The organism is Embleya sp. NPDC059213, assembly GCF_042754445.1.
Classification (GTDB): domain Bacteria; phylum Actinomycetota; class Actinomycetes; order Streptomycetales; family Streptomycetaceae; genus Embleya.
The window spans coordinates 1-24,833 of record NZ_JBHZAV010000084.1; the positions used below are offsets into that span (position 1 = coordinate 1).

The 24,833-nt window shown below is 71.8% G+C and carries 26 protein-coding genes; 16 read left to right on the forward strand and 10 right to left on the reverse strand.

Going from position 1 to position 24,833, the window contains the following annotated elements:
* Window positions 1-1,115: 1,115 nt before the first annotated feature.
* A complete protein-coding gene (locus ACFXMF_RS27480) occupies window positions 1,116-2,093 on the reverse strand; it encodes a helix-turn-helix domain-containing protein (protein WP_360321914.1) in 978 nt (325 codons plus the stop codon).
* 104 nt (window positions 2,094-2,197) lie between these two features.
* On the opposite strand from ACFXMF_RS27480, the gene ACFXMF_RS27485 reads away from it, so the two are divergent.
* Both ACFXMF_RS27485 and ACFXMF_RS27490 read left to right on the forward strand, forming a co-directional pair.
* A complete protein-coding gene (locus ACFXMF_RS27485) occupies window positions 2,198-2,530 on the forward strand; it encodes a hypothetical protein (protein WP_379990183.1) in 333 nt (110 codons plus the stop codon).
* A 308-nt stretch (window positions 2,531-2,838) separates the two neighbouring features.
* Complete coding sequence (locus tag ACFXMF_RS27490; protein WP_379990184.1) at window positions 2,839-3,783, forward strand: GlxA family transcriptional regulator; 945 nt, start codon at window positions 2,839-2,841, stop codon at window positions 3,781-3,783.
* A gap of 130 nt (window positions 3,784-3,913) precedes the next feature.
* Here ACFXMF_RS27490 and ACFXMF_RS27495 read toward each other — a convergent pair whose 3' ends face one another.
* Together ACFXMF_RS27495 and ACFXMF_RS27500 are read right to left on the reverse strand one after the other, a co-directional pair.
* Window positions 3,914-4,279: a darcynin family protein gene (locus tag ACFXMF_RS27495; RefSeq protein ID WP_379990185.1), complete on the reverse strand. Its 366-nt coding sequence runs from the start codon at window positions 4,277-4,279 to the stop codon at window positions 3,914-3,916.
* A gap of 70 nt (window positions 4,280-4,349) precedes the next feature.
* A complete protein-coding gene (locus ACFXMF_RS27500; RefSeq protein ID WP_360321906.1) occupies window positions 4,350-5,243 on the reverse strand; it encodes an NAD(P)H-binding protein in 894 nt (297 codons plus the stop codon).
* 108 nt (window positions 5,244-5,351) lie between these two features.
* Here ACFXMF_RS27500 and ACFXMF_RS27505 point away from each other — a divergent pair, with 108 nt between their 5' ends.
* Window positions 5,352-6,302, forward strand: a complete 951-nt coding sequence (locus tag ACFXMF_RS27505; RefSeq protein ID WP_379990187.1) for a LysR family transcriptional regulator — start codon at window positions 5,352-5,354, stop codon at window positions 6,300-6,302.
* A 19-nt stretch (window positions 6,303-6,321) separates the two neighbouring features.
* On the opposite strand, the gene ACFXMF_RS27510 is transcribed toward ACFXMF_RS27505, so the two are convergent.
* Window positions 6,322-6,894 carry a pyridoxamine 5'-phosphate oxidase family protein gene (locus tag ACFXMF_RS27510; protein WP_379990188.1) on the reverse strand — a complete coding sequence of 191 codons (573 nt, stop codon included), beginning with the start codon at window positions 6,892-6,894 and terminating at the stop codon, window positions 6,322-6,324.
* 220 nt (window positions 6,895-7,114) lie between these two features.
* Between ACFXMF_RS27510 and ACFXMF_RS27515 the strand changes: the two genes are divergently transcribed.
* The 5 genes from ACFXMF_RS27515 to ACFXMF_RS27535 all read left to right on the forward strand — a co-directional run bounded on the left by ACFXMF_RS27515 (window position 7,115) and on the right by ACFXMF_RS27535 (window position 11,857).
* On the forward strand, window positions 7,115-7,450 hold the full coding sequence (locus tag ACFXMF_RS27515) for a helix-turn-helix domain-containing protein (protein ID WP_360321919.1): 336 nt from the start codon (window positions 7,115-7,117) through the stop codon (window positions 7,448-7,450).
* 65 nt (window positions 7,451-7,515) lie between these two features.
* Window positions 7,516-8,025, forward strand: coding sequence for a DUF664 domain-containing protein (locus tag ACFXMF_RS27520; RefSeq protein ID WP_360321897.1), 510 nt, complete (start codon window positions 7,516-7,518; stop codon window positions 8,023-8,025).
* Between the two features lie 150 nt (window positions 8,026-8,175).
* Window positions 8,176-8,847, forward strand: coding sequence for a class I SAM-dependent DNA methyltransferase (locus ACFXMF_RS27525; protein WP_379990190.1), 672 nt, complete (start codon window positions 8,176-8,178; stop codon window positions 8,845-8,847).
* A 160-nt stretch (window positions 8,848-9,007) separates the two neighbouring features.
* On the forward strand, window positions 9,008-10,999 hold the full coding sequence (locus ACFXMF_RS27530; protein WP_379990191.1) for an FUSC family protein: 1,992 nt from the start codon (window positions 9,008-9,010) through the stop codon (window positions 10,997-10,999).
* Window positions 11,000-11,113: 114 nt separating this feature from the next.
* Window positions 11,114-11,857 (forward strand): Clp protease N-terminal domain-containing protein, encoded by a 744-nt coding sequence (locus tag ACFXMF_RS27535; RefSeq protein ID WP_360321888.1) that lies wholly within the window; start codon window positions 11,114-11,116, stop codon window positions 11,855-11,857.
* A 99-nt stretch (window positions 11,858-11,956) separates the two neighbouring features.
* Here ACFXMF_RS27535 and ACFXMF_RS27540 read toward each other — a convergent pair whose 3' ends face one another.
* Both ACFXMF_RS27540 and ACFXMF_RS27545 read right to left on the reverse strand, forming a co-directional pair.
* Window positions 11,957-12,487, reverse strand: a complete 531-nt coding sequence (locus ACFXMF_RS27540) for an MOSC domain-containing protein (protein ID WP_379990197.1) — start codon at window positions 12,485-12,487, stop codon at window positions 11,957-11,959.
* A 53-nt stretch (window positions 12,488-12,540) separates the two neighbouring features.
* Window positions 12,541-13,056: a hypothetical protein gene (locus tag ACFXMF_RS27545; protein ID WP_379990192.1), complete on the reverse strand. Its 516-nt coding sequence runs from the start codon at window positions 13,054-13,056 to the stop codon at window positions 12,541-12,543.
* 153 nt (window positions 13,057-13,209) lie between these two features.
* Between ACFXMF_RS27545 and ACFXMF_RS27550 the strand changes: the two genes are divergently transcribed.
* From ACFXMF_RS27550 to ACFXMF_RS27570, 5 genes are all read left to right on the forward strand, one after another.
* Complete coding sequence (locus ACFXMF_RS27550; RefSeq protein ID WP_379990193.1) at window positions 13,210-13,944, forward strand: TetR/AcrR family transcriptional regulator; 735 nt, start codon at window positions 13,210-13,212, stop codon at window positions 13,942-13,944.
* A 196-nt stretch (window positions 13,945-14,140) separates the two neighbouring features.
* Window positions 14,141-14,800 (forward strand): pentapeptide repeat-containing protein, encoded by a 660-nt coding sequence (locus ACFXMF_RS27555; protein ID WP_360321879.1) that lies wholly within the window; start codon window positions 14,141-14,143, stop codon window positions 14,798-14,800.
* Window positions 14,801-15,029: 229 nt separating this feature from the next.
* Window positions 15,030-16,619 carry an MFS transporter gene (locus ACFXMF_RS27560; protein WP_379990194.1) on the forward strand — a complete coding sequence of 530 codons (1,590 nt, stop codon included), beginning with the start codon at window positions 15,030-15,032 and terminating at the stop codon, window positions 16,617-16,619.
* Window positions 16,620-16,752: 133 nt separating this feature from the next.
* Window positions 16,753-17,547 carry an AAA family ATPase gene (locus ACFXMF_RS27565; protein ID WP_379990195.1) on the forward strand — a complete coding sequence of 265 codons (795 nt, stop codon included), beginning with the start codon at window positions 16,753-16,755 and terminating at the stop codon, window positions 17,545-17,547.
* Window positions 17,548-17,685: 138 nt separating this feature from the next.
* Window positions 17,686-19,059, forward strand: a complete 1,374-nt coding sequence (locus ACFXMF_RS27570; protein WP_360321870.1) for a glutamate decarboxylase — start codon at window positions 17,686-17,688, stop codon at window positions 19,057-19,059.
* A 12-nt stretch (window positions 19,060-19,071) separates the two neighbouring features.
* On the opposite strand, the gene ACFXMF_RS27575 is transcribed toward ACFXMF_RS27570, so the two are convergent.
* The 4 genes from ACFXMF_RS27575 to ACFXMF_RS27590 all read right to left on the reverse strand — a co-directional run bounded on the left by ACFXMF_RS27575 (window position 19,072) and on the right by ACFXMF_RS27590 (window position 21,932).
* Window positions 19,072-20,211, reverse strand: coding sequence for an enoyl-CoA hydratase/isomerase family protein (locus ACFXMF_RS27575; RefSeq protein WP_379990196.1), 1,140 nt, complete (start codon window positions 20,209-20,211; stop codon window positions 19,072-19,074).
* Window positions 20,212-20,279: 68 nt separating this feature from the next.
* Window positions 20,280-20,873 (reverse strand): TIGR03086 family metal-binding protein, encoded by a 594-nt coding sequence (locus ACFXMF_RS27580; RefSeq protein ID WP_360321864.1) that lies wholly within the window; start codon window positions 20,871-20,873, stop codon window positions 20,280-20,282.
* 164 nt (window positions 20,874-21,037) lie between these two features.
* Window positions 21,038-21,253: a hypothetical protein gene (locus ACFXMF_RS27585; RefSeq protein WP_360321861.1), complete on the reverse strand. Its 216-nt coding sequence runs from the start codon at window positions 21,251-21,253 to the stop codon at window positions 21,038-21,040.
* Between the two features lie 133 nt (window positions 21,254-21,386).
* Window positions 21,387-21,932: a carboxymuconolactone decarboxylase family protein gene (locus ACFXMF_RS27590; RefSeq protein ID WP_360321858.1), complete on the reverse strand. Its 546-nt coding sequence runs from the start codon at window positions 21,930-21,932 to the stop codon at window positions 21,387-21,389.
* Between the two features lie 110 nt (window positions 21,933-22,042).
* On the opposite strand from ACFXMF_RS27590, the gene ACFXMF_RS27595 reads away from it, so the two are divergent.
* The 3 genes from ACFXMF_RS27595 (at window position 22,043) to ACFXMF_RS27605 (ending at window position 24,819) form a co-directional block, all read left to right on the forward strand.
* On the forward strand, window positions 22,043-22,600 hold the full coding sequence (locus ACFXMF_RS27595) for a TetR family transcriptional regulator (protein WP_360321855.1): 558 nt from the start codon (window positions 22,043-22,045) through the stop codon (window positions 22,598-22,600).
* A gap of 181 nt (window positions 22,601-22,781) precedes the next feature.
* Window positions 22,782-23,921 (forward strand): PP2C family protein-serine/threonine phosphatase, encoded by a 1,140-nt coding sequence (locus ACFXMF_RS27600; RefSeq protein WP_379990573.1) that lies wholly within the window; start codon window positions 22,782-22,784, stop codon window positions 23,919-23,921.
* Window positions 23,922-24,162: 241 nt separating this feature from the next.
* Window positions 24,163-24,819, forward strand: a complete 657-nt coding sequence (locus ACFXMF_RS27605; RefSeq protein ID WP_360321849.1) for a hypothetical protein — start codon at window positions 24,163-24,165, stop codon at window positions 24,817-24,819.
* Window positions 24,820-24,833 lie beyond the last annotated feature (14 nt).

A 24,833-nucleotide genomic window follows, 5' to 3' on the forward strand; every position in this document is an offset into this window, starting at 1 on the left:
GGTCCACGCCGACCGTTTAGCACAAAGCCACCCGCGCCCGACCCGACCAAGACGCGACCGCCGGCTGCGCACGCCCGACCCACTCGAAAAGGCTCCCCGGCGGACCCGACGAAAACACCCTGACCTGCTTCCAGGCACTGTTGGACGCCGTTGGGAGCCTCGTTCGAAAGCTCGACGGGCCAGCGCCGAGCCCGTTCCTGCCGGCGGCGCCGACGTGCCTCCAGGACGGCGGCCTCGTTATCCGAGCTGCCGCCGGCGCCGAGGTGCTTGGCGGGGTGACCTGCCTGAACCTGAACAGCATGGGCGGCCCGCCGTGCCCGTTGGCCTCTACATCACGCGGTAGTTCTCGACCATTGGGTGATTACAACGGGTGCGGGCGACCCGGGCGTCGTAGGAGTGGGATGCCATTGCGCACTTGCGGCACTCTTGGGCCGGCTCGGCGACCCCGTCCACGACGTTGGTGAAAAGCATGTCGCGGTTCGTGAGGGCACCCGGGGCGATGGATAGGGATTCCTCGACGGTCACCCGGACATGCGGTGCTTCGGGAGTTGGGCTGTGGCAGGCGTTTGCCGACAACCGGCACCGATGGCTGCAAACACGACCGTGCCCGTGACAGGCCGAACGCGTGGGGTCGTGACACCGGTGAGCTGGAGGCCTCCGAAGACATGGCCGTCGGTGCCCCGCGTGTCTGTTGGATTGGCGAAAGCACGAAGAACCGACCGGATGGCCTCGTATTTTGCCGAGGACCCGTCGCTCCGACCCGGGAATGTGCCGGGTGGGCCGTCCGGGCGCCATGGCCACACGGGGGCGGCCTCGGCAACACCCCGGTTGCCGAGGCGCCGGTATGGCACCCGACCTGCGTGGGGGCTTCATCCCGATTCGGTGGTGGCAGCCCGGCGGCCTGGGTCACGCCCCACGCGTAGGAACTTCCGTCGGAGAGGCCCGGGTTCCGACGCTCGGGCCGGGTTTTGGCTCACCTGTGTGTGGACTTCGCCTGCTCGTGTGAGGGCGAGGGGGCTGGGCTCGCCGCGACGTGCGCGGGGGCTTCGGTTGGTGGTTGGTGGGTTTGCCGTCGGCTGGGTTGGGCCGGTTCCCGGGCCGGTGTTCTTGTCGGCTCATTCTCGGGGTGTGAGGTTGGTGACGAAGGTGCGGAAGGCGGTGCGGTAGGTGGTGGGGGTGGTGCCGGTTTGGCGTTGGAAGTGCCGGCGGAGGTTGGCGGGGGTGCCGAGGCCGGTGAGGGTGGCGATGCGTTCCACCGGGTCCTCGGTGCGTTCCAGGAGCCATTGGGCTCGTTGGATTCGGGCGCGCAGGAGGTATTGGAGGGGAGTGAGGCCGGTTTCGGCGTGGAAGCGGCGGGTGAGGTGGCGGGCGCCGAGGCCGGCGTGGGCGGCGATGTCGTCGAGGGTCAGCGGGTGGCGGAGGTTGGCCTCCATCCATGCGGTGGTGGGGGCGAGGCTGCTGCCGGGTGGGGTGTAGGCGGCGCAGGTCGTGGCGGGGGTCGTGGGGTCGTGGAGTTGTAGGAACAGCTGGCGTTCGGTTTCGATGGCCACGGCCATGCCGTGGTCCAGGGTGATCAGGTCGAGGCAGAGGTCGATGCCGCCGAGGACGCCCGCGGCGCTGTGGAAGGGACCGTCCGCGACCACCGAACCCTCGGGGTCGACATCGATCCGCGGGTGGAGCCGGGCCAGTTCCGCGGTGTTGCGGCGGCTGGTCGCGGCGCGCCGGCCGTCGAGCAGGCCGGTGGCCGCGAGGGTGAACGTGCCGGTGCCGACGGCGCCGATCCGGCAGCCACGCGCGGCGGCGGCGCGGAGGGCGGCGGCGACGTCCGGTGGCGGTGGGTCCCGGAAACGCTCGTGTCCCGGCAGCAGCACCGTGTCCGTGTCGTCGAGATCGGCCAATCCGTCCAATCCCCAAGGGGTTTCGACCCGGAAGGAGGCGAGGCCGCCGGTCGCCTCGAAGCCCGGAGCGGTACAGATCCGCACGTCGTAGGCGACCGGAGGATGATGCCGGGCGGCGGTGCCGAACGCGAGGCCGGGTGCGGTGAGCTGGTGCCCGGGGACCCCGTCGAGAACGAGGACGGCGATCACTGGCATGACCGGAATCTAGCCGAGGAAGCCACTGGAACGGCCATTTCCGCGTGTGGCGCGGCGCGGAGGATGGCTGGGACGGGGACGGACACGGGGGCGTCCGGCCCTCGATGCCCGCCCCGAGCGCCCGCGCTCGCCGCCTGCTCGCGAAATCGATCGCTGCGGTCGGCGCGGCGATCGTGCTCGGTACCACGGCGACGGCCGGCAGCGCGGCGCACGGCGCCGACACCGCCGGTCTGCCGATCGTGCCGGACGGGATGGTGCGGATCGGCAGCCCGAACCGCACCGGCCCCGGCGGCACGGTCCGCAGAGTCGACAGGATTGTGATGCACCCGGGCCGCAAGCAGGACGGCCCCACCCGCACCCACACCCGCCCCTGCCCACCCCGGCGCCCCCTTCGCCCGCAACGCCCACGGCTACCGGCTCGGCCCGAGCGGACGTGACGCGAGTGGGCGGCACCGCCCCGACCCGACCCGGGTGTCCCAGGACCGACCCGACCCGGTGGCCCGGAACCGCTCGGCCTGCGTGTCCCGGGACCGCCCCGCCCGAGAGGCCCGACGCGACTGCGATCCGGCCCAGCGCACCCGGTGGCCCGGTGCAGAGCCCGCACCGGCTCGGCGCAAGCGAGCGCACGGCCGGTACCGGCACCACGCGCCACCGCACACCTCGATGCGGTCCCGTCGGACGCGGCGCGCCGATGCCGGCCGTCACCCAGTAGGGGATTCCGGCAAGGCGGTACTAGATTCCGGATATGTCAGTGATCGCCGTCCTCGCCCTCGACGGAGTCCCGGGGCATCAACTCACCACTCCCGGGCTGGTGTTCGGGGCCGCCTGCCGCGACCACCCGGGCTTGACCTACGAGATCAGGATCTGCGCGGCTCGCGGTCTGCGGGCCACCGGCGCTCCGGCCGTGCTCCGGATCGACACGCCGTTCGATCTCGACGGCCTCGCGGACGCGGACGTCGTCCTGGTTCCCGGCCACGACGGCCATCGCGACGAGCCGCCGCCCGGCGTCTCGGCCGCGCTGCGGGCGGCGGCGGCGCGCGGGAGCCGGATCGCCGCCGTCGGCACCGGGACGTTCACCCTCGCCGCGAGCGGACTTCTCGACGGGTGCCGCGCCACCACCGGATGGCGGTACCTGGAGGAACTGGCGGACCGGTATCCCGAGATCGAGGTGGACCCGCTCGGCACAGTGGTCGAGGACGGGCACTTCCTGACGGCTGCGGGCGTGTTCGGCGGCCTGGACCTCTGCCTGTACCTGCTGCGCAGCGACCACGGCCGCCGGGTGGCCGAGGAGACCGGCCGCGAACTGATCACGCCGCTGCACACGTATGCAGACGACGTCCGGGACACCATCGATCGGGAAGTCACCGAAAGTGTGGGCCTCGAACCCACCCTGCGCTGGGTGGAGGCCAACCTGCAGCACCCCCTGACCCCGGCCGCCATCGCGGACCACGCGCGAACCAGCGTCAGCAGCATTACCCGCCGCTTCCACGCCCACACCGGTCTCAGCCCGCTCCAGTACCTGCTCCGCGCCCGTCTCCACGAGGCCCGCCGCCTGTTGACCGAAACGGACGTCCCCGTCGAGCGCATCGCCGCCCGCACCGGATTCAACTCACCCGCCGCCCTGCGCCGACACTTCCGCGCCTTCACCGACACCACCCCCCGCGCCTACCGCCGAGCGCATCGCGGTTAGCGCCGACATCTCCGGCCTCCGGGCCGATGCCCTCCGGTGGCAATCAGCCGGAGGCGTCGGCCCGGTTTCCCGCTCACCCGGCGCACCCGGCCACCCGCGTCGCCGGTCGCCCGCCCGCCCGGCCGCTGGATCAGGTGGCGATCGTGGCCACAGGTTCGAGGCCGTAGGTTCGGGCGTAGCCGTTTTCGGTGCCGACCAGGAGGTCGACGATCTCGAAGTAGCGGTCCCAGAACGGGGTTTCGCGCAGTGCGTCGATCAGGAGCTGGTAGGAGTGGTGGTCTTCGGCCTCCCACACCCAGACGTCGGTGACGCGCACGGAGTAGAACTCCGTGTCGTAGAAGCGTGACCGGACGCCGGTGGTCTTGGCCTCGATGGCGGGCAGGACCTGGGTGGTGAAGGCGTGCACGCGTTCCTCGACGGTCAGGGCGAGCCACTCGGGCGTGGTCTTGACCAGCATGAACGCGGTGACCGGCGGTTCGGTCGTGGCAGTGGACATCGGGGTGCCTCCAAGGTGGCGGGTGGTTCGGATGCGCCGGGCTCGGTGTTCCGGCGCCGGGTACGGGACTTCAGGACAGGACGGCGGGCTTGAGGTGCTGCGCGCACCACTGCTCGAAGTCGGTGGGGGAGGCGGTCTCCGGGGTGCGGGCGACGCCGGCGTCCAGGCCCTCGTCCTTGGCCCGCTTCATGTCGACGATGCCCTGCACGAATGCCTCGTTGAGGCCGTAGCCGACAAGGGTGGTGTACATCTCGTCGAGCGGCTGACGTTCGTAGCGCACGGGGCGGCCGAACTGTTCGGTCATGATCCGGGCCAGGTCGTTGGGAGACAGGTCCTGCGGCCCGAGGACCGGGACGCTGCCGGTGCCGGTCCACGAGCGGTCCAGCAGCAGGCCGGCCGCGGCGGCCGCGATGTCGGCGACGGCGACGAGGGGGGCCTTGCGGTCGGCGTCGACGGAGTCGGTGAAGAAGCCGTTCTCGCGGATCGAGTCGGCCTCCTCCAGGAAGTTCTCGAAGAAGGACGGGCAGGCCAGGGCTCGGTAGGCGACGCCGCTGTCGGCGATCAGGTCGTCCATGGCGAGGGAGGTGGTGACCACGCCGGCCCGGTCGGCGAGCGGGGTGCCGCGGCCGAGTGCGGAGACGCCGACGACGTGGCCGACGCGGTGGGCGGCGAGCGCCTCGACGGCGGGGCGGCTGAAACCGAGGTAGGCGTCCTGCGGGGTCAGGGCGGCGTCCGGGGGGACGAGCCAGAAGACGGCGTCCGCGCCCTCGAAGGCCCGGTCGAGGACCTCGGCGTTCGAGTGCGAGCCGGTGACCACGTCGACGCGTCCGCGCGCCGCGTCCGGGAGCCGGGCCGGATCGCGCACGATCACGCGCAGTTCCTCGCCCGCGGCGGGGGCGGATTCCAGGAGCCGGGCGAGCAGGTGACGGCCGATGTTCCCGGTGGGAGCAGTGATGACGATCATGAAAACCTCATGGGGTCGTGCCGATTGGGTACGTCCCCGATCCTGCTCGGGGTCCGCGTACTGCCACAATGGGAACTTCGGCACGGAATCATTGACTGAAATGGAATAATGCTGGTGAGCAGCCCGGATCCGGTCATCGACGCCAATCTCGCCATCGCGCTCGAGGCCCTGCTGACCGAGCACAGCGTGACTCGTGCCGCGGCGCGTCTGCACACCTCGCCCGCCGCGATGAGCCGCAATCTCGCCCGCCTGCGCCGCATCCTCCAGGACCCCCTGCTGGTCCGGGCCGGCCAGACCATGGTCCCCACTCCACGCGCCCAGGCCCTGCGCGAGGAGGCCGTCTCCGTGGTCCGCAGCCTCGGCGCCTTGCTGAGCCCCGGTGCCAGCGTCGACCCCGCCGGTCTGCGCAGCACCTTCACCATCCAGGCCGCCGACCTGGTCGGCGCGGCACTGGCCCCCGGACTGTTGCAACTGGCCCGGCGGGAGGCGCCGGGGGTCTCGTTCCGGATCCGGGCCGAGGAGTTCGAGGCCGGGCCCGCCCTGCGCGACGGCCGGATCGACCTGGAGATCGGATCCATCGACCACGTCGACCCCGAAACCCGGGTCGACGAACTGGTCGACCTCCGCATGGTGGCCGCCGTCCGGCCCGGCCATCCGCTCACCGAAGGCACGCTGACCCCGGCCCGGCTCGCCGCCGCCCAACACGTCTCGGTCAGCCGTCGCGGCCGGTTCACCGGCCCCCTCGACACCGCCCTGGCCGAGCACAACCTCCAGCGGCGGGTCAGCGTCGTTCTGCCCAGCCATCTGGCCGCGATGACCCTCGCCGCCCGCAGCGACATCGTCTGCCTCGTACCCGCCGCACTCCCCGGCGCCGCCCCCTCGCCCCTCACCCACGATGCCGGGGCCCTCGGACTGCACCTCCTGGAGATCCCCCTGGCACTGCCGCCCGTGACCATCGGGATGGCCTGGCACCCGCGGCACACGGCCGACGGAGCCCACCGTTGGCTCCGCGACACCGTGCGCCGGACCCTGTGCGCACCGACGGAAGCCTCCGGGTGAGGATCTCGCCGGCGTCGGCTCAGGCGTCGGGGACGTCCAGTGCCGTGCCGTACAGGCGGGTGACGGCCAGTCGGATCACCACCCGGCGCTCCGCGACGGCGCCCGCGAGGAACGTCGCCTCGTCGGCCGGCCGGAACTCGGCCGGGACCATGGCCAGCAACTCGCGGCCCGTGGCGTCGCCGGGGATCGTGGTCGGCTCGGTGACCTCGGCGTCCCCCTCGGCCACCGCGAACGACCAGACGTTGCCGCCGGACACGTGCAGCGCGGCGTTGGCGTTGCGCCGGACGTGGTGCGGCTTGGCGCGGTCGGCGGTGGTGGAGAAGCGGATCACCCGGGCGGCCGGATCCCACGCGAAGAGCATGTTGGACAGGTGCGGCCGACCGTCCCGCTTGATCGTCGCGAGCGTGCCGATGCGTTCGCGGGCCAGGATCTCCAGCACCTCGTCCTCGGTGAGCGGTCGGGGCGGGGGACCGGCGGGGGCCTCCTCGGCGGGGCCGGCGGGCTCCGCGGGATCGACCGGAGTCGTTGCGGCATCGGTCGGCGCGGCTTCGTCACGGGGCGTTTCGTCGCGGGGCGTTTCGTCGGTGTTCATGGTGTCTCGTTCTCGCCTTCGTGGGTGCCTCGTTGTTCGCTGGGTCGATTCTTTGTGACCATGGCGGTTCGCGTAAGGAGGCACCTTGACGTTCCGCAGTAACACCGATGTACCCGTCCAGGTCGGCGGCGTTCCGGCCGGCCCGAATGTTGCCGAGGGCGACGGGGAGCGGGAGCCCGACGCCGATTCGGGACGCGTCACGTGGGCGAACGCGTGTCAGGTGGTCGGCACGCTCGACCACGTCGCGGGCAAGTGGAGCATCGGCATCCTGGTGTCGGTCGCCGAGGGCCCGATCCGGTTCACCGAGTTGGAACGCGCGGTACCCGGGATCAGCCGACGCGTGCTCACCCTCAACCTGCGCCGGCTGGAGCGTGACGGGCTGTTGACGCGCACCGTGTATCCGACCGTGCCGCCGAAGGTCGAGTACACGCTCACCGACGTGGCGCGCGAGTTGACCGCGTCGCTCACCGGCCTGGTCCGTTGGGCCGAGCGACACGGCCCGACCATCGAGGCGGCTCGGCAGGTGTACGACCGGGAGCAGGCTGGGCAGGAGTAGCAGGGTCGATGGGCGGGCGTACCGGACATCGAGCGGACGAGCGCAACGAAACGAGGGGTTGTTCGATGAACAGCGCGGAGCTACTGGTCGACGCGTTCGGCCGGGTGCGCGAGGTGGTGCACGAGGCGGTCGAGGGGCTGACCCCCGCACAACTGGCCGAGCGACTCGACGACGACGCGAACTCGATCGCCTGGCTGATCTGGCATCTGGCCCGGGTCCAGGACGACCACGTGTCGGACGTCGCGGCGCTGGAGCAGGTGTGGACGGCGCAGGACTGGCACGGCCGCTTCGAACTGCCCTTCCCGGTCCGGGCGATCGGATACGGGCAGGACGCCGAGGCGGTGGGCGCGGTCCGGGTCGACTCGGCGGCGCTGCTCACCGACTACTACGACGCGGTCCACGAGCAGACCATCGCCTTCGTCCGTGAACTGTCGGCCGCCGACCTGGATCGGGTGGTCGACGAGAACTGGACGCCGGCGGTCACCCTGGGCGCACGGCTGGTCAGTGTGATCGCCGACGACCTGCAACACGCGGGGCAGGCGGCGTTCATCCGGGGCATCCTGCTGCGTCGGTAGCCGCCGCCGGCCCGCTTCCGTTGCCCGTTCCGGGGTCTAGCCGCCTGTTTCGGTTCTCCGCTCCCCGGCCCAAGCCCCGCCCCCGCTCCGCGCTCCATCGTTTCCCGTGCCACCGTTTCGTGTTCCGCCGGTGAAAGGACGCCCTCCTCCATGAGCCCCGAATCCGCCTCGCACTCTCCGCTGGCACACGGCCCGGAGTCCCCGGCCGCCGCCCTGTTCGATGCCGTCGGCGCCGCGTACGAGACCGCGTTCGCGGACTTGCCCGAGCAACTGGCCGCGCTGGACTGGCTGATCGCCGAACTCCGGCCCGGCTCGAAGGTGCTCGACATCGGGTCCGGCACCGGCCGGCCGACCGCCGAAAGGCTGGTCGCGGCCGGTCATCGGGTCACCGGGATCGACGTTTCGGCAACCATGGTCGAGCTGGCTCGGGAACGGGTGGCGGGCGCCACGTTCGAGCAGTTGGACGTACGCGATCTGCTCGACGACGACGGCGCGTGGGACGCGGTGTGCGCGTTCTTCCCGTTCCTTCAGCTGCCCAGGGCCGATCTGGACGCCCAACTGGACCGGCTCGGCGCGCGCCTGGCGCCGGGCGGCCTGCTCGCGTTCGCGACGGTGCCGGCCGAGGCGGACGGCGTGGAGATCGAATGGTTGGGCCACCGGGCCCGGGTGACCAGCCACAGCACCGAGGAACTGCTCGTGCGGCTGCGCGCGGCGGGCCTGGAGATCGTCCACCACGGCGTCAGCGTGTTCCAGCCGAACCACCCGGCTGCGGGCCCCGAGGAGCAACTCTTCGTACACGCACGCAAGTCCGTGACGGGCTGAGCACGCGGGCCGGCCAAGGAGCCCTCCGGGCGACCGGTCCGGGCGGGCCGGCCGCTCGTGTCCGGTGCGGCCTCGGTAACGTGGTCCGCGAAGCGGAATGCCGTACTCGTCCGGCCCCGCGTGCCTTGTCCGTTCCCCTCGTCTCGTTCGGGATCCTGTGATGACCATGACCGAACACGACGATCCCGACGACGGCGAGCGCGCCGACGGTGCCGCCCGATCGGGCCGGCTCGCGCCGCCCGAGTGGCTCACCCTGACGCTGCGGGCCAACCCCGGCCCGGTGCCGAAGGCGGCCGCGGTGCGCGCGGCGATCGGTATCGCGACGCCGCTCGCGGTCGGGGTGGCGATCGGGGACAGCGCCTCCGGCGCGTTGGTGGCCATCGGCGCGCTCGGCGCGGTGTTCGGGGACACCGCCGACGCCTACCGGCTGCGGGTGCTCAACATCGCCGTACCGCAGATCGTCGGCGCGATCGGACTCGCGCTCGGCAGTTGGCAGTTCGGCCACGGTTGGTCGGCCGTCGCGCTGTTGACGGTGGTCGCCCTGGTCGCCGGGATGATCAGCACGATCGGCGCGGTGGCCTCCGCGTCCGGCCTGAACCTGTTGTTGATGGCGGTGATCGGGGCGGGCCTGCCGATGCCCTCGCCGTGGTGGCGGGCGCCGATGCTGACCCTGCTGGGTGCCGGGTTCGTACTGCTGCTCGCGCTGCTCGCGTGGCCCGCGCGTTCGCGCATTCCGGAGCGGGTCGCGGTGGCCGACGCGTACGACGCGACCGCGGACCTGCTGGCCTCGGCCGGTACCGCCGAGTGGGAGACGGCTCGGGCCGAGGTGACGCTGACCCTCAACCACGCGTACGACCTGCTGCTCGGCCGGCGGGCGGTGGCGCCGGGGCGCAGTCGCGGTATGTCCCGCCTGGTGGCGCTGTTGAACTCGGTCGGCCCGCTGGTCGAGGCGGCCACCGCGGTGCAGGCCGAGGACCGGTCGGTGGGCGAGCGCGATGTGGCCGCGGTGCGCGAGATCGCGGCGGCGGTACGCGGGGGCACGGTGCCGGCCGACGTGCCGGCGCCGGCCGCCGCGACCGACCCGGCCGACCGCGCGGTCGTCGCCGCGATCGCGCACGCGCGGGAGACGCTCGCCGGTGCCTATCGCACCCCCGATCGCATCGGCCGGCCCGGCGCGTTGCCCGAGCGGGTGGCCGCCGGCGCGCGCAACCTGCTGGTGTCGGCGGAGTCCTGGCGGTACGGGCTGCGGTTGACGTTGTGCATCGGGGTGGCACAGGCACTGGTGTCCGTAGTGGACGTACCACGCTCGTACTGGGTGCCGTTGACCGTCACCTTCGTGCTCAAGCCCGACTTCGGCTCGGTCTTCTCCCGGGCGTTGTTGCGTGCCTTGGGTACGGCGGCGGGGTTGGTGGTCGCGGGGGTGATCCTGGAGTTCGTGCCGCGTGGGTGGTGGGAGGTGCCGGTCGTGGTCGTGCTCGCGGCGGCGCTGCCGATACTCTCCCGGCGCGGCTACGGCTATCAGACCGCGGTGATCACACCGCTGATCCTGATCCTGTCCGACCTGCTCGGGCACCAGGGCGTCGGGCTGCTCGCGCCGCGCCTGGTGGACAGCCTGATCGGCTGCGCGATCGTGTTGGTCGCGGGATATGTGTTGTGGCCGGAGAGTTGGCACACCCGGGTGGGGGCCCGGTTGGCCACCGCGATCGAGGACACCGCGCAATACATCGAGTGCGCGTTCGACGAGCGGACCGATCAGGCCGCGCGGGCCCGGACCCGGCGGCGGATCTATCGCGATCTGTCCGATGTCCGCACCGAGTTCCAGCGCGCGTTGGGCGAGCCGCCGCCGGCCGGCGCCCGGGCCGCGGCGTGGTGGCCGCTGATCGTCGCGGTCGAGCGGGTGATCGACACCGGCACGGCGGCGGCGGTACGCACCGCGCACGGCGCGCCGCCGCCCTCGCCGGAGGCGGCCGCGCACATGGCCGCCGAACTGCGCGTCCTGGCGGCCTCGATGCGGACCGGCGAGCCGCCCGCCCGGTCGGCGGAGCCGGTCGAGGACCCGGTCGACGCGCTGACCGACGTGCGTCGGGAGGTGCGGTCGGCGCGGACGATGCTGGACGGGCCGGCGGGCGCGGAGGACGCGAGCCGGTCCTGACCCGGCCGATTCGGCGCGACCGACGCGCGGTTGCCGGGCGACGCGGCATCCACGCTCGGTAAAATTCGTCAACTTGTGGTTGACGAACCTTGATCGTCAACCTACGGTTGACGCATGGAGAATCCTGTGCGCATGACGAATCCGGTTCGGCTCGACGACCTCATCGAGACCATCAAGAAGACCCATTCCGACGCCCTCCACCAACTGTCCGACGCGGTGATCGTCTCGGACCACCTCGGCGAACTCGCCGACCACCTGATCGGCCACTTCGTGGACCAGGCGCGCCGGTCGGGGGCGTCCTGGAAGGACATCGGCACCAGCATGGGCGTCACCAAGCAGGCCGCGCAGAAGCGCTTCGTCGCCAAGCCGTTCGGCGAGGCGGACCTCGACCCCGGGCAGGGCTTCGGTCGCTTCACCGACCGGGCCCGCAACGTGGTGATGACGGCGCAGAACGAGGCCCGCGCCGTGGGCAACCCGGAGATCGGGCCGGCGCACCTGGCGCTGGGGTTGCTGGGGGAGCCCGAGGGCCTGGCGGTACGGGCGATCGTCGCCCAGGGGGTGACCCCGGAAGCCGTGCGCGAGGCGGTGCTCGGCGTGCTGCCGCCGCCGATCGACACGGTGCCCGAGCTGATTCCGTACGACCAGTCGGCGCGCAAGGTCCTGGAGCTCACCTTCCGCGAGGCGCTGCGGCTCGGCCACAACTACGTGGGCACCGAGCACATCCTGCTCGCGCTCCTGGAGTCGGAGGACGGCGCGGGTGTGCTCTCCGGCCTGGGAATCGACAAGACCGGCACCGACGAGTACGTCGTCGCCACACTCGCCACCATGTTCGCGGAGCGACACAAGCAACAATCCTGACCCACCCACGCCCGACCGGTCGCCCGGGACGACCGCGGACCACCCACCGCGAGCCCTCGCGGCGGCGCGCGGTGCCCTCGGCCTCGGACGCGTTCGAGCTCAGACGCGTTCGAGCGCGCGGTGTGGTGGTGCGGGGAGTTCGACCCGGATCCGGTCGCCCGGGCGGAGCTCGCCGCCGGTTCGGACGATGCCCATGATGCCCGCTTTGCGCACCACGTTGCCCGCCGCGTCGCGCCCGACGACGGCCTTCAACAGGCCGTCCCGGAAGGCGTTGATCTGCGGGCACGGGTTGCGCAGGCCGGTCACCTCGACCACCGCTTCCGCGCCCAGGTGCAGCAGCGTCCCGGTGGGCAGGCCGAGCAGGTCGATGCCGCGGGTGGTGACGTTCTCGCCCAACTCGCCCGCCGCGACGGTGAAGCCGGCTGCGGCCAACTCCTCGTGCAACTCGGCGTGGATCAGGTGCACCTGGCGCAGGTTGGGTCGGGTGGGATCGACCGCGACGCGCGAGCGGTGTTGCACGGTCACCCCGAGATGGGCGTCACCCTCGACGCCGAGTCCGGCCAGCAGCCGGATGGTGCCCTGGTTCGGTTTCGTGAACAGATGCTCCGAGCTCCGACTCACCGCCGTCACCGTACCGTGCACAACCACTCACATCCCTCGGTATCCATTCGATACTCACTATCCTATGACACGAGCGCGAACCCCCGCCGCTGCTCCTCCTCGTCGACCGATTCGAGGAAGCGGCGCAGGTCCGCGAGCGGCAGTTCACCGTCGCCGAACAGCACGCGGGTCGGCCTTGGTTCCTCGTCGAAGACCTCGGCGATCACCAGCGTGTGCAACGCGGGTCGGATCGCGGCGAGTTCGAGCGACCACGCCCGATGCGGCAGGACGTATCCCGTCTGGAACCCGTAGTGCCGTTCCTCGGTCGGCTCGGTCGCCCACGGTCCGTCCCGCACGCTCTCCTCGCGCTCGACCACGTCCAGGAAGCGGCGCAGCAGTGGCAGCGGCAACTCGCCCCTGCTCAGCAGTACGTGGGTCGCCCGGGTCGGATCCTCGTCGTGCACGAGCACGGTGATCAGGTGTCGGCGGTCCGGGATGCGGCCTGCGTAGAGCTCGACCGACCAGGCGTCGTCGGGAAGCGCGTACATCAGGATGTGCTCGTACACCAGGTCGTCGTGGTCCCACTGCTCGATCGGCATGCGGAAATCCTCGCAGGGGCGGGCAAGCGCGTTCTTGAGGACGGGAGCGCGCGCAGGGATGTGCGCGGGCCCGCGACCGGCTCCCTGCACGGGCGGCTCGGGGTCAGCAGGGCCTCCAGTAGGTTGGGTGGGTCGGGTGAATGGTTTCGGAGCGTGAGGAGGGTGGAGCGGGTGCCCAAGGCCAGGCTGACGTCGGTGCGCTCCAAGCAGCCCGTGACGCGGGCGCGGATCGTGCGGACGGCGACCGCGTTGACCGCCGAGGTGGGGCTGGAGGGCTGGACGATCCGGAGCCTGGCCACCGCGCTCGACTCGTGGCCGCAGGTGCTCTATCACCATGTCGGTGATCGGGACGCGGTCGCGCACGCGGTCGTGCAGGAGGTGGTGGCGCGTTTCCCGGTGCCCGACCCGGAGTTGCCGTGGCGGCCCTGGTTCCGCGAACTGTTGTTGGCCGCCCGGCCGATCCTGCGTGCCCACCCCGGCGTCGCGCGTCGACTCGCGCTGCGTGGGCCCGATGTGCCGGCCGCGTTGCCGATCATCGACCACGGCATCGCGCTGCTGGCCCGGAGCGGGTTGGGCATCGAGGCGATGGCCGCCTATCACGTGTTGTTCGCCGGGGCGATGTCGCCGATCGTGATCGAGGACGACCGGGCCGCCGCCGGTGTCTTCGTGATGGACACGGGCGCTCTCTCCGAGCAACCGGCCGCCGGCGGCGAGGGATTGCGCACCTTCGCCGACACGCTCGCGCACCTGCGCGAGGGCCCCGACCAGCGCGAGGCGTACGCCCTGCACATCTACACATACAGCCTCGATCGCAGCCTCGACGGCATCGCCGCCCGGATCGAGGCGCTGGCCGCCGGCGCCGAACCGGTGGCCCCCTTCGCCGGCTGACGTACGGAACGGACGACGGTGCGCGGGGAGCCGGGGGAAGTGGGCTCCGACGGCCCTTTTGCGCAACGCCGATTCGGCCGAAGGGCGGGTCGCGCGATAGGCATGGGTCCGTCCGCGCTTCGCCGACCGGTTCACGATCGCGGACGGGAATTCCCCGTGGGACCGGGGCCCGACGATGCGTCCGTGGAGGATTGCGATGCGTGTGCACAACTCTCGTGAACTGACCCAACTGCCGTACGCCCACCGGCTCGTGGCTTTCGAGGGCGAACTCGAACGGGACGGCGACCACGAGTTCGCACACTTCGACGGCGACGCGTTCGTGGAGTCGGTGGCCGGCGGGTCCGCCTTCACGTCGTCGGCGTTCTCGTCGGTGACGTTCACCGGGGGCCGGTATCGGCGCGCCCGGTTCGACGACGTATGGCTGCACAGCGTGCGTGTCGTGGGAAGCGACCTGGTGGACACCTCGTGGATGGACGCCGAGTTCGCCGCGAGCGTGCTGGCCGGGATCGAGGCGTTCGGCGCGACGATGCGACGAGTGGTCTTCCACCACTGCAAGTTCGACTCGGTCAACCTGCGCAAGACCAGGCTCCGCGAGGTCTCCTTCGTGGACTGCCTGCTGCGTGACGTGGACCTCGCCGGCGCGACGCTGACCGACGTGACCTTCCCGGGCTCGACCCTGGAGCGGATCCGGCTCGACAACGCGCAACTGAGCAGGGTCGACCTCCGCGACGCGGGCGCCCTGGACATCGCCTCGGGCATCGACGCCCTGCGCGGCGCGACCATCGATTCCGCCCAACTCCTGGACCTGGCCCCGGCCCTGGCCCAGTTGCTCGGCCTGATCGTCAAGGACCGCTGACCCCGACCGCCGACCGCGCACCTCACCACCGCACGCCGGGCGGTCGCCGCCGTGCGGTGATTTCGGCGTACCCCTGGCGTGGATGCTTAGGTGAGGCTAACCTACTTGATCACTGATCAAATATCGGAGCCGAGCGGAACGTGCCCATGGTCGGCGACTCGCTCGGCAATGACCCGGGCACACCCGATAGCAGGTCGTCCATCCCCGACGCGTGAGGTCGTTCGTCCACATGGCCAAGCCCATATCCCCCCTCCCGTCGCCCGCCGACGCGACGCCGTCGGACCCGGCAGCGCCCGGCTCCGCGCCCGGAGGCCGCTGGCCGACCGTCCTGGTCAGCGGCGCCGGCATCCTGATGACCCTCGACGTGACCATCGTCAACGTCGCGCTGCCCGACATCGCCGACGATCTCGGCGCACGTCTGGGCGGCCTGCAATGGGTGGTCAGCGCCTACACGTTGGCCTTCGCCGCGCTGCTGCTCGCGGCCGGTTCGGTGTCCGACCGGATCGGTCGGCGCCGGGTGTTCGGCGCGGGCGTCGCACTGTTCACCCTCGCCTCGGCGGCGTGTGCGATCGCGCCGAACGTCGGCCTGCTCGTCACCTTCCGCGGTGTGCAGGGCGTCGGCGCGGCGATGGTGATGGCCACCTCGTTGGCGCTGTTGGCGTCCGCCTACGCGGGTGCCGCCCGACAGACCGCGATCGGCGTCTATTCGGGCCTGAGCGGCGCCGCCGCGGCGCTGGGTCCACTGGTCGGCGGCGCGCTGGTGGACGGGCTCGGCTGGCGGTGGATCTTCCTGATCAACCTCCCGGTGGGCGCCCTGGTCGTGCTCGGGGCGCGGTTCCGGTTGCCGGACGACGCCACCGCCTCGGCCGGTCGCGGCCGGATCGACCTGGCCGGTGTACTGCTCGCGATCACCGGCCTGTTCGCGCTCAACTACGCGGTGCTCAGGGCGCCCGAACAGGGTTGGACGGACACGATCGTGCTCGGCACGCTCATCGGCGGGGCGGTCCTGGTGATCGCGTTCGTCGTGGTGGAGATGCTCCGGCCGCGGATCGCGCTGCTGGACCTGCGGCTGTTTCGCATCCCGTCGTTCAGCGGGGCCATCCTGGCCTCCCTGTTCGCCCGGATCACCTCGTTCGGGCTGTTGCCCTTCCTGATCCTGTGGTTGCAGGGCATGCTCGGCAACTCGCCGTTCCAGACCGGCGTGAAGATGTTGGCGCTCACCGGGCCGATCCTGCTGATCGCGCCGCTGAGCGGACTGGTGCTGCGGGTGCTGACGCCGGGGCAGGCGATCGGTCTGGGCTTCGCGGTGGCCGGCGTCGGCGTGTTGACCATGACCCGGGTGGACGCGGACAGTTCGTGGACGGTCATGTTGCCCGGCTTCGTGCTGCTGGGCATCTCCGGGGGATTGAGCTTCCCGCCGCTGATGGGCGTGGCGGTGGGCGTGGTGCCGGCCGAGCGGGCCGGGATGGCGTCCGGGGCGACCAACATGTTCTTCCCCCTGGGTACGTCGATCGGGATCGCGGCCGGCGGCGCGTTGTTGACCGCGCGGGTCGGCGACGACCTGGGCGGTGACGTGTTGGCGCGCGGCGGGGTGCCGTCGGAGGCCGTCGATCAGGTCCGGGACGGCGTGGTCTCCGGCCGGTTCGCGCCGTTGGCCGAGCATCCGGCCGCGCTGGCCGATGCCCGGGAGGCGTTCACCTCGGGGTTGGCGCAGGTGTGCCTGCTGATGTCCGTACTGGCGTTCGTGGCGGCCGTGTTGTGTACATGGCTGATCCGGGACGGCGACCGGCACGAGGCGGCGGAGGCCACGACGCGCTAGCCGCCGGGAGTTGCTTCACCCACCCGGGCGGCCCTCGGCGCGTTCGTACCCGGGGGCGGCGGGTGTCGACGATGATTGTCGTCGGCGGCCCCGGCCGCCTCGCGGGCGGCGCGACCTGTGAGGATGTGCGCTTGTGGGGGAGTCGACAGTGGGCGAGACGCACGAGCCGGAACGCACGTACGCCGAGGGGGACCCGGCGGCCGACTTCGGCCTGCCGCTGCACCCGCGCGGGCTCGTCGACCTGCGCGGACGCGAGCGCGGGCCCGCCGTGTTGGGCTATCCCAGCGGTGCCGTCGTGGTGGTCTCCGGCCTGCCCGGCAGCGGCAAGAGCACGCTGATCGACCGCTGGTCCCGCTCGGCGACGGTGGTCGACCCGCGCACGGCGCACGTCGAGTATCAGGCGCGGATGCCGCGCTGGTTGCCGTACGCGGTGTATCGCCCGTGGGTGCGGCTGCAACACGTGCGGCGGCTGCGCGCGCACGTGCGCGACGGGGGACCGGTGCTGGTGCACGACTGCGGCAGTCGGCCGTGGATGCGCCGGTGGCTGGCCCGATCCGCCGGTCGGCAGCGGCGCGAACTGCACCTGGTGCTGCTCGCGGTGGATCCGGCCGACGCGCTGGCGGGCCAGGAGAAGCGCGGGCGCTGGGTGCCCGGACGGGTCTTCGACCGACACCGGCGCGGTCTCGCCCAGTTGTTGTTGGCGCTGTCCGTACAGGGCGGCGCGGTGGTGCCGGAGGCGGCCTCGGTCGTCCTGCTCGACCGCACCCTGCGCGAACACGTGGTCGCCCTGGAGTTCGGCCCGGGTCGGTCCCCGCGTCCGCTGCCCCAGCCGCTGCCGGAGCCCACCGAGCCGCCCCCGATCCTGCCCACCGGCACCGCCCGAGTGCTCCCCCGTCGCGATCCGCGCACCCCCGAACCCACGCCCTGACGCCTTCTTTCCCCGCCCCGCCCGTCGACGTCGGGCGGTCCACCCTTTCGGGTCGCCCCGCTTGTGGCTCGCGGTGGGCGCGTCGAGCGTGGAGAGGTACGACATACGGCAACCCATACGGCAATTAAGGGGCGGTTCATGTCGCAGGAGCACGTCGTCGCGCTGAATCCGATCTTCGCCCGTCCCGGCGAGACGGTCGCCGTCGAGCGATATCGGATGCCGATCGGCGAGATGTTGCCGGAGGCCGCCTACCGGATCGTGCACGACGAGATGATGCTCGACGGCAACGCCCGGATGAATCTGGCCACCTTCGTCGGCACCTGGATGGACGACTACGCGGGCCGGCTGTACGCCGAATCGGTCGACAAGAACATGATCGACAAGGACGAGTACCCGCACACCGCGGCCATCGAGGACCGCTGCTGGAAGATCCTGGCCGAACTGTGGAACGCGCCCGACCCGCAGCACACGATCGGCACCTCCGCGATCGGCTCGTCCGAGGCGTGCATGCTCGCCGGGCTCGCCTTCAAGCGCCGCTGGCAGCACGCCCGCCGCGCGGCCGGCAAGCCCACCGATCGGCCGAACCTGGTGATGAGCTCGGCCGTCCAGGTGGTGTGGGAGAAGTTCTGCAACTACTGGGACGTCGAGGCGCGACTGGTGCCGATCAGCGAGGAGCACCGCACGCTGGACGGCCACGACCTGGCCTCCTACGTGGACGAGAACACGATCGGCGTGGTCGCGATCCTGGGCGTCACCTACACCGGGGCCTACGAGCCGGTGGCGCGGATCGCCCGAGCCCTGGACGAGATCCAGCGCGACACCGGGCTGGACGTGCCGATCCACGTCGACGGTGCCTCCGGTGCGATGATCGCGCCGTTCCTGCATTCCGACCTGGAGTGGGACTTCCGGCTGGAGCGGGTGCACTCGATCAACACGTCCGGGCACAAGTACGGACTGGTCTACCCCGGTCTGGGCTGGGTGGTGTGGCGCAGCGCGGATCTGCTTCCCGAGGATCTGATCTTCCGGGTCAGCTACCTCGGCGGGGTCACCCCCAGCCTGGCGCTGAACTTCTCCCGCCCCGGCGCCCAGGTCCTGCTCCAGTACTACCAATTCCTGCGACTGGGCCGCAGCGGCTACCGCGCCGTGCAGAAGTCGTCCCAGGACGTGGCCCGCCGGCTCGCCGAGGGCATTGCCGGGATGGACGCGTTCGAACTGTGGAGCGACGGCTCGGACATCCCGGTGTTCGCCTGGCGACTCAAGGCCGGCCACACCGAGAACTGGAACCTGTACGACCTGTCCGACCGGCTGCGGATGAAGGGTTGGCAGGTACCGGCCTACCCGATGCCCGACGACCTCGCCGACCTGACGGTGCAGCGGATCGTGGTCCGCAACGGCCTCGGCATGGACCTGGCCCGCGACCTCCTGGACGACATCCGCGAGGCGACCACCTTCCTGGACCGGCTCGGCGGACCGATGCCGACCGAGGCCCGGGCGCCGGGCTTCCACCACTGAGCCGCCACCCGCTCAGCGCGCCGTCGAGCCCGCTCCCGTCCCCGACCCCGGTGCCAACCCCAACTCCCGTTCGCCCAGCGGCGCGAAGAACGCCTCGACCTCGGCCGCGCCGACCTGTGCCAACGTCGCGGGCGACCAGCGCGGATCGCGGTCCTTGTCGACCACCTGTGCCCGGATGCCCTCGACCAGGTCGGCCGTGGCCAACGACGCGCACGAGACCCGGTATTCCTGGTCCAGCACGAGCGCGAGCGAATCCAGCGCCCGAGCCCGACGCAGCGCGGCCAGGGTGACCTTGAGCGAGGTCGGCGACTTCGCCGCGATCAGTTCGGCGGCCTCCTTCGCCGCCGGTTCGCCGCTGCCGAGCAGCCGATCCACGATCTCCTCGACGGTGTCCGCCGCGTAGCACGCGTCGATCCACCCACGCCGCTCGGCGAGTTCGCCCGCAGGCGCGGCCTCGGCGAAGCGTGCGGCGGCGTCGGCCGGGGCCTCGACGGCGAGCGCGTCGAGCAGGGCCGGCAGGCGGTCGGCCGGTACGAAATGGTCGGCGAGCCCGCACAGGATCGAGTCGGCGGCGCCGATCGCCCCGGCGGTCAGGGCCAGGTGGGTGCCCAGTTCGCCGGGGGCGCGGGAGAGCAGGTATGTGCCGCCGACATCGGGTACGAAGCCGATTCCGGTCTCCGGCATCGCGACGGTCGAGCGCTCGGTGACGATGCGGACGTCGCCGTGGGCGGAGATGCCGACCCCGCCGCCCATCACCACGCCGTCCATGATCGCCACGTACGGCTTCGGATAGGCCGCGATCCGCGCGTTGAGCAGATATTCGTCGCGCCAGAACGCGCGCGCCGCCTGCCCGCCCCGGAGCGCGTCCGCGCGAATCGCCCGGATGTCGCCGCCCGCACACAACCCACGCTCGCCCGCGCCGGTCACCAACACCGCCGCGACCTCGTCGTCGTCCGCCCAGTCGACGAGCGCGGCCCGCATCCGGCGCACCATCGGGTGGTCGAGCGCGTTGATCGCGCGTGGGCGGTTGAGCGTGATCCGGCCGAGTCGGCCGCCCGGGCCGACCCGGTCGAGCAGCACGGTGTCCTCGTGCGGTGGCTGCGCCCGCTCCGGTTGCTGCGGCTGCTCGGGCTGCTCCGGTTGCGAGGTCATGGGCCGCTCGTTCCCTTCGCGGTGCGATCGGATTCGGTACGTCCGTGCACCGTACCCGGCCGCCCGGGCTACGCCTTCGACGGCTGCCAGGTCGGCGCCCGGCCGGCCAGGGCCACCACCCGGTCGAGCAGCGGGGCGTCGGCGGGCACAGGCAGCGGGCGGGCGAACAGGGTCTGCTCGTCGGGGGTGTCCTCGGCATCCGGCGCCGGGGTCAGGAACGCCAGCGAGGTCTCCAGATTCGCCGGGTCCACCGTGTAGTCGCGGCCCAGCGCGCGGGCCAGGTCCCAACCGTGCAGCACCAGCTCGTTGTGGGCCACCAGCCCCATGATCTCGGCCGGCAGGGTCACCCCACCGGCCTGGGTGACGCCCGTCCACGCGTCCGGCTCGTGCCAGGTCTCCACCAGCTCGTCCAGTTGTCGGGGCAGGACCGTGCGCCAGTCCGCGCCGAGCGGGGGCATCTCGGCGCCGGGGGCGGTCTCGGTCAGCGCGCCGAGTTCCTTGCGCCCCGCGGCGCGGAAGGCGGCGGTCAGGCCGACCAGGTGGGAGAGCAGATCGCGGATCGTGTAGTGCGTGCACGGAGTCGGATCGTCGAGCCGGGAGTCGTCGAGTCCGACCACGAGCGCGGCGATGGTCGTGGCGGGCGGTTGCAGATCCGGTGTCATGGGGTGATTCCTTTGCGCGTCGTCGTCGCGGTCCATGAGGGGTGGACTGCGGCGGGCCGGAAAACTCATCGGGACTACCCGACCTCGACGGCGCGCATGCGGGACGCGATGTGGACCGGGTGCGCCGGCCGGACCCCCGTACCGGCCGGCGCACCCGGGCCCGTTCAGTCCGAGGCACGCTCCGTGCGGTAGGTGATCAGCCGTACGGCCGGCGCCGAGACGATCTGGACGACACCGGTACCGGGGATGTCCAGGTGCGCGAAGCCGCCCTCGACGGCCACTCGGACGGCCGGCACCGAAGCGGTGGCCGTGCCGTCGGCGTCGATCACCGAATAGCCGTCCACGAGTTCGACGGACGCGTCGTGCCAGGTGCGGTTCATGCGGGGGCTCCGATCGTGGTGGTGCGTTGGGCCGAGGCGGCTTGTTCGCCGTCGGTGGTGGCTCGGGGGCTTTCGGTGGCCGGGTCCGTGCCCGTGGCTCTTCGGCTGCCTTCGGTCGGGCCCGTGCCTTCGGTCACGCCGGTACCTCCGGGAAGTCCAGCTCCGGTCGGGCCAGGTGGTTGTAGTAGTTGGAGAGCGTGTTCAGCGCGATGTGCGCGACGATCTCGGCCTGCTCGGCGTCGGTGACGCCGGCGGTGTGGGCCGCCGCCCGGTCCGCGTCGGTGACCCGGCCGCCGGTGCGCATGATCGCGAGGGCCAGGCGCAGGACCCCGTCCGTGTGCGGGTCCGTGTCGTGGCCCTCGCGGGTGGCCCGGAGCTGCTCCTCGGTCAGCCCGATCAGGCCGCCGCGGAGGGAGTGCGCGCTGACGCAGTAGGTGCACTCGTTCTCCTGTGCGATCAGCAACGCGAGTTGCTCGCGCAGACGCGCGCGCAGCACACCCCGGGTGAGCCGGTCGCGCATCGCGAGGTAGCCCTCCAGGGCGGCCGGGCCGCTCGCGAGCGCCGCGTAGAGGTTGGGCACCCGGCCGAGTTGCCTGGCGACCCGGGCGAGGAGGTCCTCGGTGTCGGGCTGGGCGGGGGCGACCGCCGGAGCGGTGGCCGGGGCGGGTGTGGACGACATGCGGACCCCCGTGGGTGTGGCGCGGAAACAGAAACGGTACCGATCGGTGCCGTTTTCCAGACGGTACTGATCGGTACCGTTTCCGGTCAAGGGGGGTTAGGATTCCGAACGTGCCCGTCAAAGCCCGAGACCGCCTGCTCGCCACCGCCGAGGAACTCTTCTACGCCGAGGGGATCCGCGCCGTCGGCATCGAGCGCATCCTGGCCGAGTCGGGCGTCGGTCGGGCGTCGTTGTATCGGCACTTCCCGAGCAAGGACGACCTCGTGGTCGCCGTGCTGGAGGCGCGCGACCGGCGCTGGCGGAGTTGGCTCGCCGAGCGGGTCGAGGCGCTCGGTGGCCGGCCGCTCGCCGTCTTCGACGCGCTTGCCGAGCGCTTCGTCCGCAACGACTTCCGGGGCTGCGCGTTCATCAACACGATGATCGAGTCCGCCGACCCGGACAGTCCCGCGCATCGGGTCGCGGCGGCGCACAAGGAATCCGTGGTCGGCTACCTCGAACAGCTCCTGACCGCCGCCGAGGTCGCCGAACCTGCCCTACTCGCAAGGCAGTTCGTCCTTCTGATGGACGGCGCCGTGGTCACCGCCCTGCGCGAGCGCACCGCCGCCCCGGCCGAACGAGCCCGCCGGCTGGCCGAAACCCTGCTCGCGGCGGCCGGTTCCACCGCCTGAACCCGCCCGGCCGCGCCGTTGCCGGTCGCCGGCGCCGCATGGGGACGGTCGTCCGGTGCCGGGGACGGGCGTTTGCGATGGTCAGCCGTGTGGCGTAGCTGGACGGAGGGTGGATCGGGAAAGGGGTGGGAGGGCCGATCTGCACGGCCCCTTGCGGGTGAACCAGGGTGGTGGCTTCCCGATGAGCGAGACCCCGGCGGTCGGCGGGGGCGGTGGCCGGCCGATGCGGCGGCTGATCCCGCTGTTGCCGGCGCTGCTGTACATCGTGATCGTGGCGGTCGACTTCGGCACACCCGACGAGTTTCGGACCGACACGATGTTGTGTCTGGTGCCGATGACCGCGTCGAGCCTGACCACGGTGCGCGCGACCACCGTTTACGCGGTGCTGGCGACGTTGACGTTCCTGGTGTTGGATCCGTGGCTGGCGCCGAGCGGCTACACGCACGACTGGGCCGGGTTCGTGGTGGTGGTGTTGGGCGGCGCGATCGCGGTGGCCACGGTGTTGTTGCGGACCCGATTGCAGGATCGGGTGTCGCGGCTGGGCAATGTGGTCGAGCACGTGCAGCGCGCGTTGTTGCCGCCGGCGCCGCCGGTGGTGGGCGGGGTCCGGGTCGACCGCAGCTACCTGGCGGCCGAGCGCGACGCCGAGGTGGGCGGGGACGTGTACGACGTGGTGGCCACGCGGTACGGGACGCGCGCGTTCATCGCCGACGTGCAGGGCAAGGGCATGACCGCCGTCGGCGCCGGTGCGGCGTTGGTCGGCACCTTCGACGAGGCCGCGTTCACCGAGCCGGAGTTGCACCGGGTCGGGGATCGTATGGGCGAGGCCCTGGAGCGGTTCGGCCGCAACCAGGTGCTGCTCGGTGGGCCGGACACGGACTGGTTCGCCACGGCGCTGCTCGCCCGGTTCGGCCCGGACGGGCTGGTCGAATTGGTCAACCACGGCCACGAGGCGCCCGCCCTGATCGGCCCGTCCGGGGTGCGCTGGATCGACGTACCGACCGAGTTGCCGCTCGGGTTGGCCGGGTTGCTCCCCGCCGAGGAGCGGGCGCCGGCCCATCGTTTTCGGATGGCACCGGACGAGTTGTTGCTGCTGTACACGGACGGCACCACCGAGGCCCGGGACGCCGAGGGGCGGTTCTTCCCGCTGCGCGAATGGCTCGCCCGGCATGCCGATCCGAGGATGTCCGGAGCCGAGCTGCTCGGCCTGCTGCAACGGGCGCTGCTGGCGCATGGCGGCGGCCGACTCACCGACGACGCCGCGCTGATGGTGCTGCGCCCGGAGCCGGCGGCCCCGGCCGGCGCCGGGTCGTCGGGATAGGGGTTGCGGAAGGGGTCGAACTCCCTTTCCGCTCCGCTATGTTCGCAGCATGTCGATTCCGGGAGAACCGCCTCGGCCGGTCCCATCGCACGGATATCCGCAGTCGGCCCCGCCGCCCGGTCCGTACGGTCCGGCGTCGGCGCCGCTGGGGCCCTACCAACCCGGCTCGTTCCCCTCGTCGGCCGACGTCGGGCCGGGGTTCGGACCGGCGGGTGGACCCTATGGTCGCCCGCCGGGATCCGTGGATGGGCGCGGCCGAGGGTGGTTGTGGGCCCTGGCCGGAGCGGGGGTCGCGTCGGCGGTGTGGGCGGGCACGCTGTTCGCCACCGGTGGATTCGGGGGTGGGGACGACGGGCCCGGTCAGGCCGGCTACCGCTATACCGCGGACCTGTGCGCGGCGACCGATGCGGAGGTCTTCACCGGTTACGTGGTGACCGACGATCCCAAGCCGAAGGCCACTGGCATACGGGAGCCCAACCTCGAAACCATGGGCTGCAGCCTTCCGTTCGATCCGAAGGACGCGGTCGGCGCCTCCAGCCCGACGGCTTGGATCACCGAGACGGTGACGCTGCACAAGAAGACCGATCCCAAGGCCGAGTTCGGCCCGTCCCTGCGCTCCTTCGAGGCGCAGAAGACGGAACAGACGCACTACACGATCGACCGGGTGCGCAACCTGGGCAGCGAGGCGTACCTGGTGGTCCAGGTCCCCGAACCGGGCAAGGGGGACACCGGGTTGGTGTGGGTGTTGCTGGCGGTGCGCGAGGGCGGCATGACCTACCAGACCACGTGGGTGAGTACCGGCACCGGAGGCGACGGCGCACCGAGAACCACGCCCAAGCAGGCCGGCGACATGCTGGTGGCCAGTGCCAAGGCGACGTTGGCGAAGCTCAGGGTCTGACTCCGGCGGGAATC